Consider the following 14985-nt stretch of genomic DNA (forward strand, 5'->3'; position numbering starts at 1 on the left):
GCAAAATAACGCGCGCACCACAACTCCACCAACAAAAAATCCCCGAAGATCCATCGGGGATTTTTCTTGCCTCCAAAGCGCCCACTCACCCGGCCACAATCCTGTCCAGCATGATCTCCAGCCCCTCCCTCGCATCTTGTACCGCGATCCGATTCCCTTCCAGACGGCTGATCATCAGCGCTCCCTCCAGCGTGGCGATGATCATGTTTGCAACCCGTCGCGGCTGAACCTCACCCCGAATCTCCCCGTTAGCGATCCCGTCCTCGACGATGGTCGCAAGCCGCGCCTTCCACTCCTTCATTGCCACACACACCAAACTTCGCAGCACCGGATTTCCATCGTCCGCATCGATCGCCGTATTCATCAACGGGCACCCCCCAGGAAAGCCCCCCGGAGTCTCCGCAAACCGTCTTACCGAATACTTCAGCTTCTCCACCGCGCCGGGAATCGCGTCCTGCCCCTCTCGCCGAGCCTTCGCCACCCGCGTCCACGCATACTGAAACGCTTCAGCAGCAAGCTCCTCCTTACTGGCGAAGTGCCGATACACCCCACCCTTCTCCAACCCCGTCGCATCCAGCACATCCTGCATTGAGCAGCCGGCAAAGCCCCGCTGATTGAAGATCGGGGCCGCCTCCTCGATGATTCTCTGCCGCGTTAACTCACCTTTTCCCATATCTTTACCTCGCCGCCATACCTGCTCCGAAATACTACAGCAGCAAGAAAACGCATCGTGCGGCTCTTCCACTGAATCAGATGCTTAAAGAAACCGTTCAGTCTCTTTTTCGAGACCGTGCCGGCGATTCACGAGGAGAACGAGACATCATGGCCACCGCCACCCTCAGCGAACCAGAGCTAGCCGTCCCGCCAAGGCACAAGGTAACCAGTTCAGCCCCTCGAAGCCGCCCCCTCATCAACCCCTGGGTCGTCGCGCTCACCGTCACCCTGGCCACCTTCATGGAGCTGCTCGACACCTCCATCGCCAACGTCTCCCTCCCCTACATCGCCGGCGGTCTCGGCCGCTCGTACGACGAAGTCACCTGGATCCTCACCACTTACCTCGTCGCCAACGCCGTCGTCCTGCCCATGTCCGCCTGGCTCTCCCGCGTCTTCGGCCGCAAGACCTATTACATGGCCTGCGTGACGCTCTTCACCATCACATCCTTCTTCTGCGGAATCGCCCCCACCCTTGGAATTATGTTGCTCTCGCGCGTCCTGCAGGGCATCGGCGGCGGCGGCCTCGCCCCGGTCGAACAAGCCATCCTAGTAGACGCCTTCCCTCCTGCCAAACGCGCCTCCGCCTTCGCCCTCTACACCGTGGCCATCGTCACCGCCCCCGCCATCGGTCCCGTCCTCGGCGGCTGGATCACCGATAACTACAACTGGCGCTGGGTCTTCTTCATCAACATCCCGGTCGGCATCCTCTCTCTCTTCCTGACCAACCGCTTCGTCCATGACCCACCCGCCTTCGCCGAGGAACGCAAAACCGTCCGCGTCAATGGCAAGCTTCGCATCGACGGCATTGGCATCGCCCTCGTGGGCCTAGGGTCCGCAGCTCTCGAAGTCCTCCTCGACCGCGGCCAGATCGACGACTGGTTCGGCTCTCCCTTCATCATTTGGATGTTCGTCATCGGCGTTGGCTGCCTCACCGCGGCCGTCTTCTGGGAGCTTCACGTTCCAGACCCCATCATCGACTTCCGCCTGCTCAAGATCCGCAACTTCGCGTTCGCCAACTTCTTCTACTTCATCTTCGGCTTCGGCCTCTTCGCCTCCACGACGATGATCCCGCAGCTCCTTCAATCTCTCTACGGCTACCGCGCCATCGATGCCGGCCTGGTCCTTGGGCCTGGCGCTCTGGTCATCACCTTCCTGGCACCCGTAGGTGCGCAGTTAGTGCAGAGAGGCATCGTCAAACCCCGCATCCTGCTCTTCGGAGCGGTGATGATCGTCGGCATGTCGTTCCTCCACTACAGCCACTTCAACCTCGACACCGACTACAAGCACTACGCCCTCGCCCGCGCCCTGCAAGGCCTCGGTTACGGCTTCTTCTTCGTGCCGCTCTCAGTCATCGCCTACTCGCAGCTCAGCCCCGCACAGAACAACAAAGCCTCATCGCTCACCAACTTCTTCCGCAACTGGGGCGGCAGCTTCGGTATCGCCTTCATCACCACCATGTCCGAGCGGCGCCAAAACTTCCACCAGGAGCGCGTCGGCTCAACCATCGCCGCCTCCAGCAGCACCTTGCAGGAAAACATCCACCAGACAACGGCTTACCTGCAAGCCCATGGCTTCTCCCCAGCTGACGCCGTCACCGCAGCCTACGGACGCGTCTACGACCAACTCCACGCCCAAACCCAGCTGCTCGCCTTCATGGACTGCTTCCACATCATCGGTGTCGTCACCCTCATCGCAGCCCCGCTCGTCCTGCTCACCAAGGCCTTCAAACCCAGCGGCAAATCCGAAGGTGCCCACTAACGTAACCCGCACGACACGCCTCTGCCACCGAACGAACTTGTCGCGGACATCTCGTCGCGGACATCACTAAGACAGGTTCATTCCTCGACCCAATGTCGCTGTAGCATGTTGGGGAATGGGAGGGACGCGTGCCGGACCCAACGAACCCACCGCCCCGAAGCGGCTGGATGTCAGACAAGATCGTGTCCGTCTCGCAAGAGGCCGACTTCGAGATCGCTCAACAGAACCGGATAGAGCCACCGAAAGCAAGCGGGAAATTTGTCCTTCTCTTCGCCTTCCTGCTAGTCCAGCTATTGGTATACCCCTACGCGGGCTCCGGAGCCACGATCTCCCTGTGGTTTCGGCTATTAAACGTACTGATCGCGTTTTCCAGTGTCTACGCCGTAAGTTTTCGCCGTGTGACATGGATAATTGCACTGGTTTTTGCAGCGCCTCTTCTGCTTGATCCCTTCATTCTGCACGAAATCACGATGAGCAAATTGCAACTTGCGCGTTCCGGCATGAGCGTAGCCTTCGATATCTTCATCATCGTCGTCATCTTCAAAAGGGTCTTCCAGAGGGACGAAGCCACCTCAGACGCCATCTACGGCGCCGTATCGATCTACCTTTTAGCAGGCTTCGGGTTCTCCAGGATCTATTCCATTCTGGTCGCGTTTCAGCACGACGCTTTCTACCTTGATCCGGCGCTAAACCACCACACGCTACCCCTGCAATCAGATCTCACCTACTACAGCTTCCTGACAATGACATCGTTGGGAGCGGCCGGAATCTCCCCCGTCAGCGACCAAGCGCGGTCTTTATCCATCGTTCAATCCCTTTTGGGCATTCTTTACTTAGGAGTTTTGGTCTCTCGCCTCATCGCCACTTATAAACCGATAAGCGGCTCCCCTGAACGGCGCTAAACGCGGACACCCGTCAGTGGCCAGCGATCTTCAGCCCTCAAGAAAAAAGCGCAAAAAAAGCTCCGGCAAACGCCGAAGCTCTTTTCTTGGACCCTAAAAAAACTAAACGCTGAAGCTTGATCCGCAACCGCAGGTGCTCTTCACTGCCGCATTCTCGAACTTGAATCCGGCGGCCTCGAGCGTCTCCACGTAATCCACCGTGCAGTTGCTCAGATACATCGCCGAAGTCGCGTCCACAAACACCTTTAGATCTTCGAACTTATAGACCTTGTCCATCATTCCGCTCTGATTTTCGAACGACATGGAGTATTGAAAACCCGAACATCCACCGCCAACCACACCAATCCGGAGACCAGCAGGAACCGGAGTCTGTGTCGCCATAATCTCCCGAACCTTAGTGATCGCGGCCGGGGTCAGCGTTACAGGCGTAGTCGAAGCAGGTGCTCCAACAACGACTTCAGGGGTTACGGTTGCAGTAGCCATTGGCAAATCTCCTTGTCTCGTTCAGACATCCCTAAGTGTATGCGCCTACCACCGCTCCGGCAAGCCCTCATTCTATAGGATGCACCACATCCTCATCCGATTCAGTCGGCTGCCCCACAATTCCTGCTACCATTGCACTTGTATCCCATCAATCATCGTGAAGCTTCTGCTCTTCATCTCGAACGCCTTCATCAATACCATGGGCATCACCCAGCCCTCACCCAAGGCCGCAACCCGCGCTGCCTGGTTCATATTCATCATGTTATCCGCCGTCCTTGCCACGGTCGTGACGATAGCGGTTCTTGCCCTGCACTGGGCCACTCATCACTAACATTCCAGCCCCGTTACAACTTAGTCTCCCCCTCGAAAAACGCTGTCGAATCGATATCGTCAGAGCGTAGAATTGCGGCGGACGACCCTGCTGCCAAAGACCCAAAAAGTCGCACGAACCGGCACCGGACCGTCTAAAAAGTATGTCGGCCCTGTTTTAGGGCGGAGGAACCGCTATGAGCGCTTTACCTGTTCTCCTAATCGTATGGGCGGTGTTTTCAGCCTGTTTCCTCGCGCTACTCGCCTACAAGGGGCAACTGACCCGATATGAAGAAGACCAACTCTTCCTCAGTGAGGGCGTCCCAGCTCACGCGCAACAGATGCAAACAGACATCGTGCGCAAAGTCACCAAAATTACGCCATTCGTCCGTGTCTTTGGTGTTGCCGCTGCCATCATGACCGCGGGAATCATAGGCATATTTACCTGGGACGCCTGGCAGCATCTGAGATAACCCGAACCGCCTCCGGCACCCGCCGGACTAGATGCCTTGGCAACCACCCAAGCGGTCGGAACAACTCCACAGCGAAAGATCAAAGAGCCAGGGGCACCCGCCTCTGGCTCTTTTGCGATTCAGTAGCCGCCGCCGTGAAGCCTTACTTCCCCCTCACCGCAATCACTTCTATCTCAACCAATGCCCACGGAGCCGCCAGCGCCGCAACCTGAAACGCACTTCGCGCAGGCTTGTTCGGCTGATCCTTTGTCCCGAAGAACTGCGTATAAGCGGCCTGCAGCCCGGCGAAATCCAGCTTGTTCCCTTTCTCTGGATCGCCCGCCAGAAATACCGACATCTTCACGACATCCTTCATATCCAAACCCTGCTCCTTCAGAAGCGCCTGGATCTTATTCAACGCGCTCGTGGCCTGGGTCTTGGTATCTCCATAAACTGCCGCCGTGCCCTTCGCCTCATCCGCAGGCGTCACCGGCGAAGCGAGCTGCCCACTCAAATAAAGCGTATCTCCAGCCCAAACCCCATTCGCAATGGGAGACTTCTCATTCGGCTGAAGATGCTTCACCACAACCTGCGCCTGCACTCCACACGCAACAGCCAACAACGCTGCCGCCATCACACCGCATCGAATCTTCATCCATCACTCCTATGCAAAAAAGTTAGCTAAGCACCGCACCAGCAGCGACCCCGGCAAGCTTCGCCGACTTCACCCTATCCGAGATCATCCCCACAGCACGCCGCGCACTCAACGCCGCGCCCTCCTGCCATCCCACAACGTGGCTCGCCGTATCGCCCGCAAAGTAGATTGGCCCATCCGGCTGAATAATCACGTCATACCCGCTCTTTCCGCCGCCATAACTGCTAATCCACGAGCCTTCATTCCAAGGCACGCGGCTCCATCCGCAAAACACAGGATTCATCAGGTCTTTCCCATGCCCCGGATGAATCTTCTCGATCGAGGCACGCGACGCCGCAAACTTCTCCTCCAGCGTCAGGTTGTAAAACGGCGTATTCAACTCATCCGAATAACCCGACACCACCACTCCCGTCGGGTGCATCAACCGCGACGACGGATACCAGATCGGACTCGGCCCCTCCATCAGATACGACAGCCCGCCATAGATGTTGTAGTCCTGCTCCCAGAACCGTCTGCTCTCCCACGCAATCTTGTACCCCCCGCCCATCGTGCTCTCATCCACCGCCTTTCGGTACGGCTTCGAAAGGTCATTCGGTATCTTCTTCAGCATCGAAAACGGCAGCGCCGTAATGCAGTACGCAGCCTCTATCTGTTTCGTCGCTCCGCCCTGCGTATACGACACGCGAACACCGTTCGACGTCTTCCGAATCTCTGTCACCGGCGAGTTGTACTGAACAATCGGCCCCAGTGACTTCGCAAACGCATACGGTATCCGGTCCATCCCACCCACCGGCTGCATCATCGTCGCCTGCCAATCAAAATCCTCTTCGATAAACAGGTCATACCAGAAGTCTTCATCCAACAGCACACGCATATCCAGCGGCACCTCCGGCACTCCCTCCTGTGCCCCAGCGCCCGGCGTCGTCTTATATCCCGCCCGATCGGATCCTACGTAAGCGCCCTTATCATCGAGCGGTCCGTAGTACTTCAGAAATGCCGTCATCCGCTCGCGGTCTTCTTTACTCAACTCCGAGTCAAGCGCCCCCTGTGCAACGCACTTCGACAGCAGCTCCGACACATGCCCGCGCGTATCGTTGATAGCCTTCCTCTGAGCCACCGGCTTGCCGCCATTCGCCCGATCGTTCTGCAGCAGCGTGGAGCGCGACGTATTAATCTCCACCTCCAGCGGAACGCCGAGCTCCCTACAATACCCCAACATCGTTAAGTGAACGCTCGGCAGCCGCGCCGGTCCAAGGTTTTGATAGTTCCCCTCTTCCCACTTAATCGCCTGCTTCGATCCATCGCAGAAACAAACCTCCACGCCGGCCCTTCCAGTCCAGTTGCGTCCCCCTGGCCGTTCGCGCGCCTCCAGCACTGTCACGTCATACCCAAGCTTTCGCATCTCATAGGCTGAAACCAGGCCGCCGATCCCACCGCCCAGCACCACCACCTTCACGCCCTTGCCCACACCCGCGGCCGCCTGAATCTCCTCGGCCTGCACGCCCTTAATCGGCATCAGTCCCAGGGACTGCATCGTTGCAAACGCGGCACTATAGCCACCCACCTGCCCCACTCGCATCAAAAAATCACGCCGCGAAATTCCCATCCTGCCACCTCTTTCTTCCGACGAATTAAAGTCCAAATACGCCTGCAAAAGAACGAACATTCCGATGGAACGGAAAAGAATGGAAGCTCCGCCAAAGACATCGCGGAAGCCGCATATCCTGAAGCACGGAACTGAAAAATCTGGTTTTTTGAAAGATGTGTTTACTCTATCGCAAAACTTCCTCGCCAGTCAGCAAATTTCAACGCCGCTAAATCACCCCACAGACAATCATGACGATCGTCATAAAATAAAGACGAACTCAAATTCCCGAGGTGAGAACCAGATGAGAGTAAGCCGCGCCCAGGCCGCAGAGAATCGCGAGCGAATCCTTGACGTTGCCGCCAGGCTCTTTCGAGAGCGCGGCATCGACGGCATCGGAGTCGCCGATCTCATGAAGAGCGCAGGCCTCACCCACGGCGGTTTCTACGGCCACTTCAAATCAAAAGACGATCTCGTTGCCCAGGCCTGTGGCCGCGCCGCTAAAAAAATGTGCGACAACTGGATCAGGCAACTCGACCAGGCCAGCGATCCACTCGACGCTCTCGCCGACACCTACCTAGCCGCGAAACATCGTGACAACGCTGGCCGAGGCTGTACCGTAGCTGCTCTAGGCTCCGAGCTAGCTCGCCAAAGCTCCGCCGTGCGCCACATCGTCACCGAAGAGATCAAGCCCTTCATTGACTACCTGTCCGGGATCGTGCAGGGCAACTCCCCCAGTCTCCGCCGCGAACGAGCCATCGCACTTTACGCAAGCCTCGTCGGCGCCATCGTCATCGCTCGCGCGGTTGACGACCCCGCACTCTCCAACGAGGCTCTTCACGCCGTGGCCAACAACGTTCGAAGCAAGGCCGTTGTACGCAACTCTCACCCAGGAGTCCCAAAGCGCAGCAAGCGAAACGCCCCACAGGTTCCCCGCATCGCAGAAGCATAACCTCCGCTCTACTTTTGGCGCTCTTGAATGACCTCAGAATCTTGTCAAGCCCCAAATGCCCGCATCTTATTCTAAAGAGGTGAGATCCGCGTGGCGTATGAGTTGCACACCAACCGCTATACTGGAACAGAAGAACACCAGAGACCCGGCCGTCAGCCGGGTTATCTCGTTTAAGCGCGATAACTCCTTTGATTGGACGAATTTAGCCGTAAGCACTTTAGAATGACGATTTTGCACGAGACCACCCTCTGTAAGCATTTGAAAATAAGCGACTTATACGAGGGCAACCAGGGGGGGGGTACCCCCTCAACCCCTGACAAATCAACGCGAGGCACGTAATAAGATAGGAGCAACTAAGAGCGAGGTCACATGGCTTCTTCCACCTTCCCCACTCCGTATGCTGATAAGCAGACCAGCACGCTGGTAGCCTCGAAGGCTGCGAGCGTCCCCTGGTACATCTGGTGGGGCGCTCTCGCCGTCACCTCCGCCTCGATCGGCGGAGCCTGGGATGTCTCCTGGCATCGTTCCATCGGCCGCGACAGCTTCTGGACAGCGGCTCACATGGCCATCTACGCCTGCGGTGTTCTCGCCGCGATCATCTGCGGCTATCTCATGCTGGTCAACACCTTCGGACGCTCCTCCTCGAGCCTCCGCGCCGCCTCGGTAAACGTTCTCGGCTTCCGCGCCCCGCTCGGAGCCTTCATCGCCGCCTGGGGTGGCATAGCGATGATCACCTCAGCCCCATTCGACAACTGGTGGCACGCCGCTTACGGTCTCGACGTAAAGATCGTCAGCCCACCCCACACCCTGTTGATCCTCGGTATTCGCGGCGTCGGAGTCGGCATACTCTTTCTCATCCTCGCCGCGATGAACCGCTGCGCCGTCGAAGGTTCGCAGCCCAACGAACAAACCTTCAAGACGCTGCAGCGCCTCTTGCTCTACATCGGCGGTCTCTTCATCACCGGCCAGATGTTCTTCCTGATCGAATACACCTGGGACGTCCAACTGCACTCAGCATCTGCCTACATCGCAATGGCAATCGGTCTGCCGGTAGCCTTCGCCATGCTCTCCCAGGCATCTCGTTACAAGTGGGCCGCGACGTCAGCCGCGATGGTCTACATGTTCTTCGCTATCGCAGAGATTCTCATTCTTCCCCTCTTCCCTGCGCAGCCAAAGCTAGGCCCCGTCTTCTATCCCGTCACCCACATGGTTCCGGCAAAGTTTCCCATTCTCATCTTCGCCCCCGCGCTCGCGCTTGATCTACTCTGGCAGCGAACCCGTGGCTGGAAGCCATGGATCGTCGCTCTAGCCTCCGGCTTCCTCTTCATGGCGGTCTTGGTCCTCGTCGAGTGGCCGTTCGCCACCTTCCTGCTCTCCAAAGCATCTGAGAACCGCTTCTTCGGCACCGTCTACTTCGACTACAACTCGCGTCCGAATGGCTTCGACCGCCTGCGTCTCTTCTTCAACCCCGATCACGGTTCGGTTCTATTCAGTGGACTGCTGCGTGCCGCCATCTATGGCTCGATCGGAACCTGGATCGGCCTGAGCTTCGGACGCTGGATGCGGAGCGTTCAACGGTGAAGTCTTTGTCTGAGTCAATTCGCGCACTTCTGCTTCTCTTGCTCTGCGCCTTCATCGCTCCCCTTCGCGCCCACGCTCACGTAGGAAGCAAAGACGTCTATGAACAGGTCGAGGCTGGACCCTACAAACTCTTCGTCACCATTCGCACGCCGACCGTCATTCCAGGTGTCGCGACCGTAGAAGTACGTTCAAGTGGCGCGACCGTCAAGAACATCCACATCACGCCGCTCCCCATCACAGGCGAGGCATCGAAGCACCCTCCCACGTCCGATCCGATGACCAACTCCACCGCCGACCCGGCGTTCTTTACCGGCAGTATCTGGATGATGGCCTCTGGCTCCTGGCAGGTCCGTTTCGAGATCGCAGGAGACGCCGGAGATCAAACCGTCTCGGTTCCAGTACCCGCTGTCGCGCTCTCGACGCTGAAGATGCAGCATGGCCTCGGAATCACACTCGGAATCCTTGGTCTCTTCCTGGTTGTCAGCATGGCCGGTATCGTCGCAGCAGCAGTCCGTGACGCTCGCCTGGAACCTGGCGCTATCCCATCTCCAAACCGCAGACGCAGAGCCATTCTCGCTACTGCAGGCAGCCTCGTGGTCATGGCTCTCCTGATCTGGGGTGGCGCGACCTGGTGGAACGTCGAGGCCGCCAGCTACGCCCTCGACGTCTATCATCCGATGGCAGTGACGCCAACACTCTCAGGCAATCTCCTTGATCTCAACGTGCAACCCTATGACGGTGGCAAAGAGCGAACTTCTCGCTCGAACAAAGACTTTCTTCCCGATCATGGACATCTGATGCATCTCTACGCCATTCGAGAGCCACAGATGGATGCTGTCTTCCACCTGCATCCCGTGCTCACATCGGCGGGAGACTTCCGTATGTCGTTGCCCTCGATGCCAGGAGGCAACTACAAGCTCTACGGCGATATCGTCCACGCAAACGGCTTCCCCGAGACGCTTGTCTCCACCATCACAGTCCCCGCCGAGATGCCGGGCGGACCGCTCGGCACCGACGACGCAAGCGGATCTCCACCGCCGCTCAGCGGAGGGCAACTCAGCAACTCGTACAAACTGCCAGACGGATATGTAATGGTTTGGGATCGCCTCTCAACCGTGAGTTCAAACACTGCATACGCGTTCCGCTTTCATCTACTCGATGCAAACGGAAAGCCTGCAACGGACGTACAGCCGTACATGGGCATGGCAGGTCATGCCGCATTCGTGAAAACAGACGGTACCGTTTTTGCTCACACCCATCCCGAGGGTTCAGCGGCGATGGCTGCACTCATGCTCGCAAACGACAATACCGGTGGCCATGCAAGTGATCACGCAGCCATGGATGGAGCCATGAGTATGGATATGACTGCTCATAGCGAACCGCTCTCAAGCACCGTTGAGTTCCCATACGGATTTCCGTCCTCAGGCCCCTACCGAATCTTCGTCCAGATGAAACATGGAACGACGATCGAGACCGGAGTCTTTGACGTCGTCGTCCCATGATTTAGTGCTGAGCGATCCTCTCAGAGCGGTTAGAAGTTCAATCGCAACTGGAACTCCGTCGTGCGTGGCCCACCGATATCCGATGTGCCCGAACCGCGTTGTACACGATTCAGATCATGGTCAGCGAAGCTGTTCGGACCATTCAACAAACCACTCAAAGCGCCGCCCTGAGCAGTAGTTGTATTCGCCAATGTGCCGTTGATGTAGTCTTTGAAGTTCGAGAAGTTGCCAACGTTATAAAACGCGATCCCAGGCACCAACGACATTCCCTCCCGCACACGACTTAGACGAATCGGATACGAGGCACTCAGATCGAGGTTGCGATAATAGACGTTTTCTGGACCGGTCGCTTCCGGTACTGGAGAAATCGGTTGCTGGGTTCCCTGCAAAGCCCCTAATTGTCCCGGAGTCATGAGTCCTGCCGCAATCACCGCCTGACCCGCCGGAGTAAATTGGCCGGCTTCGGTTGCGTTGTATTGAGAGATCAACTTGTTAAGATTATTTCCTTTGTACTGATGCATGAACGCTCCAGGCTGCGTCCCTGGCACGATGTCGCCGATCGTTCCATCGCCAGTCACATCGGACTGAAAGATGCCACCAGTAGCACTACCGCTGGTTCCACCATTGTCGAGGTACAAATTAGTCGCCGCAGGGGAGAAGAAATGACCAATGATACCGAGTTGCAGGCCATACTTCAGAGTCGCCGAGCCACCGAACGAGATCTCGTGGGTATGATCCAGCCCGCTTCGACCAATGTATGCAGTCGGATTGTCATAGTCGTAAGACGGCGAGGAGAAGAACTGATCCCCTACACCCGTATTCCCGTTGTTGGTCGCTGGGTTTGCGGTTGAAACCGCACGCGAAAAGGAATATGAGATCTGCAGGTTGGAACTCATCACTCCGGGAATCGGGTGTGCCTTCTGCTCTCGGAAGACCACCTGCAGTGCATCGTAGCCTGATCTCCCAGTCGGAAATAGGAAGAGTCCCTCTCCCAGACTTGGATTGATGCCCGGGAATGCCGCCCCTGTCGCCACAGTCAGCCCGTTGTACGAAGCAGGATTAGCATTAAGGAAAGTATTTCCCGCGTCCAGACCATTCGTTGCAAAGTCTGCGATCTGTGCTCCTGCTGCTATAGCGCAGTTGATTGCTACGGAACTATACCCTCCGGTGCAATGGAAGGCATTGGTGGTTGCGGCAATTGCATTCTGGGCTGCGGCCGTATTGAGAGTGCGTGCCGCACCCAACCGATTTACATCAATCTGTTGAGCAATCTTCAGAGTCGAGTTATGTACGTAGTCGACCGACAGAATGCCGCCTTTGAAGATTTCACGCTGTATGCCACCGTTGTACTGCTCAGAGTACGGCGTTCGATAGGGAGCCGCATAAGCACCAATTATCGTCAGGGTATTCCCGACGTATTGGCCGTTGCTCGCGGGGCCGACTGATTGAGTCACTTGCTGAAATAGATTCTGAAGATTAATAAAGTGCTGACCCGCCTGACTCAATGGCTCTCCGCAAATAGTGGCGATGGAAACGCCTCCATCGCTCGTTACCACAGAACCGTCCGGCAGCGTCAGAGAGTTTGTACCACCGCATATGCTGTGGTTGGTATCGTTGAACAGACCCGTCTTGATCAGAGCCTGTCGCGAGTTGAGAGTGTTGTTGAAGACGTCGCCCTCATAAAAGATGCCAAAAGCCGCACGAACGACAGTCTTATGATCTCCCGGACTAAAAGCGAATCCAAGTTGGGGACCGAAGTTTGCCCAGGGCTGGTGAATCTTCTTCCCTAGTCCAGGCTGAAACTGGTCGAAGAGAGGCGCGTTGCCAGAGCAAGGAGACGGTGTGATTGTTACATCGGAGCAAAGCGGAGTCGGCAGATCCTGGTTGGCACGATCTGTATCGACGCTCCACCGGACGCCCGCCGTAAGAGTGAAGCTCGGCGTAATCTTCCAATTGTCGGAAACGTAAGCGCCTTCGCGCCAGTCCTCGACCCCGCCGCCCGGTAGATCAAAGCCAGGCTTCTCCGTGAAGAAGCCCTGTCCGTTACCAAACAATACCGTCGCAGCGTAGTATCCGTTCAAAGGATCCGATGGGCAAGGACCTGGTGTTCCAGTTCCGCAATTTGCAAGCTCCGTGGAGGCGGTGAGAGATGCCCGGGGTGCAAGCCCAAGAAAGCTGGCAAAACCACCACCGAGGATGCGGTTGATGCTGTACCCGTAGCGAATTAAATGAGAGCTCTTTGTCCAGCTTCCATCGTAGCGAAACTGCTTATCTGATTGGTAAGTCTGTTGTGGGGAGTCGATGTTCGGGCCCGAGAAGAGCCCGGCTGTGCTCAGGCGAAAATTCAAGCCAGGAAAACCGTTGTATACGCTGCTGTTTCCTGTCGTGCCATCGATCAGCAGGTTGTGAAACTTCTCATAGCTGCCTCGGAAAGAATGAGTGAAGTGTCCAGTAGCAAAATCTGCTCCGCCGGCAATACCAGGCGTGTTATCGCGGTTGTTGTAGATCTCGTAGCCAGCACCGAAGTTTGAGCTGGAACTGTTTACGTCGTAGTTAGCACGAGCGAAGAAGTGCACACCCTTCGGCGCGTCGTAGTCCAGACGAACCGTCGAGTAGGTCTCCCTGTATGGAGATGGAATAGTTGGGAAGGCTGCTTGAATTGCTGAGAACAGAGGAGTCATTGTGATAGAAACCGGGGATTCCTGTTTGATGCGTTCAGCATTTGCGAAGAAGAACAGCTTGTTCTTGATTATGGGTCCGCCAATACTTCCGCCGAACTGGTTCCGTTGGAACGGTGTGTCGATACCACCTGCCGTTCTTGCAAAGAGGGCGCTGTGATCCTGAAAGTTGTAAAAAGCCTGGCCGTGAAATCTGTTGGTTCCGGAGTTCGTGGAAACCAGAACCTGACCGGTAGAAGTTACCTCGCCCGAAACGTCCTGTGTCGAGCGGTTCAATTGGAAGTCACCGATCGCGCCTTGTGACACGTTGAAAATGGTTGTCCCTACGTTTTCGTCAGTGATGTCCTGGCCATCAAGAAGAATGCGCGTGGTGCGGCCGGAAACACCGCTTGTCGAAATCGCGGAGTAGCCAGCCTTTGTTGGGTCGAATGATTCCCCGCTCTGAAGGATTACTCCGGGTTCGATCTGGGCAAGATCGAGAAAGTTGCGGCCGTTAACCGGCAAAGAATCAATCTGATCCTTCGTAATAACGTCGCTAACACCGGCCTGATCCGTATTGATCTGAAGTGCGCCTGCGTTTACCTCGACAGTCTCACTCGAGGAGCCGACCGCGAGCTTGAAATTACCGCTAGTCGCTGTACCAGTACGAACAACAGTTTTCACCGTAAGCTTTTGAAACCCTGCGGCGTCCACAGTCACCGTGTAAGGCCCAGGAGTCAATGGACCCATGCTGTAGAAACCGCTGGCATCGGTCTTCAAAGTCTTTGAAGAGTTGGTGTCATTTCCAACGATTACGACCATGGCATCGGGCACGATTGCTCCCGTATTGTCTGTGATCGTGCCCTGGATTGATCCCCCGTTGACCGAGACTGCCTGTCCTTGTCCGATCACCGCTGTCGCGAAGAAGAGTGCTATTACCCTTAATAGAGTCTTCATGGTTGGTCTCCTGTGCCTCGCAAAATCATCAATGCGACACCGCGATGCATGATCGCGGGTCGACAGCTATATTTCAGATCGACCTTTCGCCAACTGAATTGCAATTGACGCGGTCGTTTTAGTTAGGCATGGGTTCCATCGGATCCATTCGTGAGAGCATGGTGAGCGGCCATACTTGTTCGCACACCCCTTCGCTTCACGCACTGAGGAGTTCCGATCCGAGATGGAACAGATAGGAATCACGCCTGGGTTCTATTTATCCGCCGTTCAACGCTGTGAGGGTGGAATTTGTTCCAACGCGCTGACAATATGGTGGAATCTTCCGAAGAGCAGCGGGACCATTCAAGATCTTCCCTTTCGGTCTTGGGAGATTTGACGAGACAGGCTCGCATCGAAAGCTGGGACATCCAAATTCGCAACACCCTGTTAGCCACGAATTACTCGAAATAATCTAATCCGTTACTTCGTACGATTGACT

Annotated in this window: 12 protein-coding genes; 6 read left to right on the forward strand and 6 right to left on the reverse strand. The window is 56.5% G+C overall.

Annotated elements, in window-relative coordinates:
* Positions 1-85: 85 nt before the first annotated feature.
* Positions 86-673 carry a TetR/AcrR family transcriptional regulator gene (locus HDF14_RS16790; RefSeq protein ID WP_183978872.1) on the reverse strand — a complete coding sequence of 196 codons (588 nt, stop codon included), beginning with the start codon at positions 671-673 and terminating at the stop codon, positions 86-88.
* Between the two features lie 149 nt (positions 674-822).
* Between HDF14_RS16790 and HDF14_RS16795 the strand changes: the two genes are divergently transcribed.
* Complete coding sequence (locus tag HDF14_RS16795; protein WP_183978874.1) at positions 823-2472, forward strand: DHA2 family efflux MFS transporter permease subunit; 1650 nt, start codon at positions 823-825, stop codon at positions 2470-2472.
* A gap of 167 nt (positions 2473-2639) precedes the next feature.
* Positions 2640-3374 carry an ion channel gene (locus HDF14_RS16800; protein ID WP_183978876.1) on the forward strand — a complete coding sequence of 245 codons (735 nt, stop codon included), beginning with the start codon at positions 2640-2642 and terminating at the stop codon, positions 3372-3374.
* Between the two features lie 102 nt (positions 3375-3476).
* On the opposite strand, the gene HDF14_RS16805 is transcribed toward HDF14_RS16800, so the two are convergent.
* Positions 3477-3857, reverse strand: coding sequence for a HesB/IscA family protein (locus HDF14_RS16805; protein WP_183978878.1), 381 nt, complete (start codon positions 3855-3857; stop codon positions 3477-3479).
* Between the two features lie 126 nt (positions 3858-3983).
* A complete protein-coding gene (locus HDF14_RS26700; protein WP_260698338.1) occupies positions 3984-4118 on the reverse strand; it encodes a hypothetical protein in 135 nt (44 codons plus the stop codon).
* A 245-nt stretch (positions 4119-4363) separates the two neighbouring features.
* Between HDF14_RS26700 and HDF14_RS16810 the strand changes: the two genes are divergently transcribed.
* Positions 4364-4639 (forward strand): hypothetical protein, encoded by a 276-nt coding sequence (locus tag HDF14_RS16810; protein WP_183978880.1) that lies wholly within the window; start codon positions 4364-4366, stop codon positions 4637-4639.
* 142 nt (positions 4640-4781) lie between these two features.
* Here the strand turns inward: HDF14_RS16810 and HDF14_RS16815 are convergent, their stop codons facing one another.
* Together HDF14_RS16815 and HDF14_RS16820 are read right to left on the reverse strand one after the other, a co-directional pair.
* Positions 4782-5273, reverse strand: coding sequence for a RidA family protein (locus HDF14_RS16815; protein WP_183978882.1), 492 nt, complete (start codon positions 5271-5273; stop codon positions 4782-4784).
* 22 nt (positions 5274-5295) lie between these two features.
* Positions 5296-6879 carry a flavin monoamine oxidase family protein gene (locus HDF14_RS16820; protein ID WP_183978884.1) on the reverse strand — a complete coding sequence of 528 codons (1584 nt, stop codon included), beginning with the start codon at positions 6877-6879 and terminating at the stop codon, positions 5296-5298.
* Positions 6880-7162: 283 nt separating this feature from the next.
* Between HDF14_RS16820 and HDF14_RS16825 the strand changes: the two genes are divergently transcribed.
* From HDF14_RS16825 to HDF14_RS16835, 3 genes are all read left to right on the forward strand, one after another.
* Positions 7163-7810: a TetR/AcrR family transcriptional regulator gene (locus HDF14_RS16825; RefSeq protein ID WP_183978886.1), complete on the forward strand. Its 648-nt coding sequence runs from the start codon at positions 7163-7165 to the stop codon at positions 7808-7810.
* Positions 7811-8179: 369 nt separating this feature from the next.
* Positions 8180-9391 (forward strand): hypothetical protein, encoded by a 1212-nt coding sequence (locus HDF14_RS16830; RefSeq protein ID WP_260698339.1) that lies wholly within the window; start codon positions 8180-8182, stop codon positions 9389-9391.
* Positions 9388-10893, forward strand: coding sequence for a hypothetical protein (locus HDF14_RS16835; RefSeq protein ID WP_313899609.1), 1506 nt, complete (start codon positions 9388-9390; stop codon positions 10891-10893). Before HDF14_RS16830 ends, HDF14_RS16835 begins: the two co-directional genes overlap by 4 nt.
* Positions 10894-10922: 29 nt before the next feature.
* On the opposite strand, the gene HDF14_RS16840 is transcribed toward HDF14_RS16835, so the two are convergent.
* Positions 10923-14507 carry a TonB-dependent receptor gene (locus HDF14_RS16840; protein ID WP_183978889.1) on the reverse strand — a complete coding sequence of 1195 codons (3585 nt, stop codon included), beginning with the start codon at positions 14505-14507 and terminating at the stop codon, positions 10923-10925.
* Between the last annotated feature and the right edge of the window lie 478 nt (positions 14508-14985).

This window comes from Tunturiibacter gelidiferens, assembly GCF_014201335.1.
GTDB classification, from domain to species: Bacteria; Acidobacteriota; Terriglobia; order Terriglobales; family Acidobacteriaceae; genus Edaphobacter; species Edaphobacter lichenicola_E.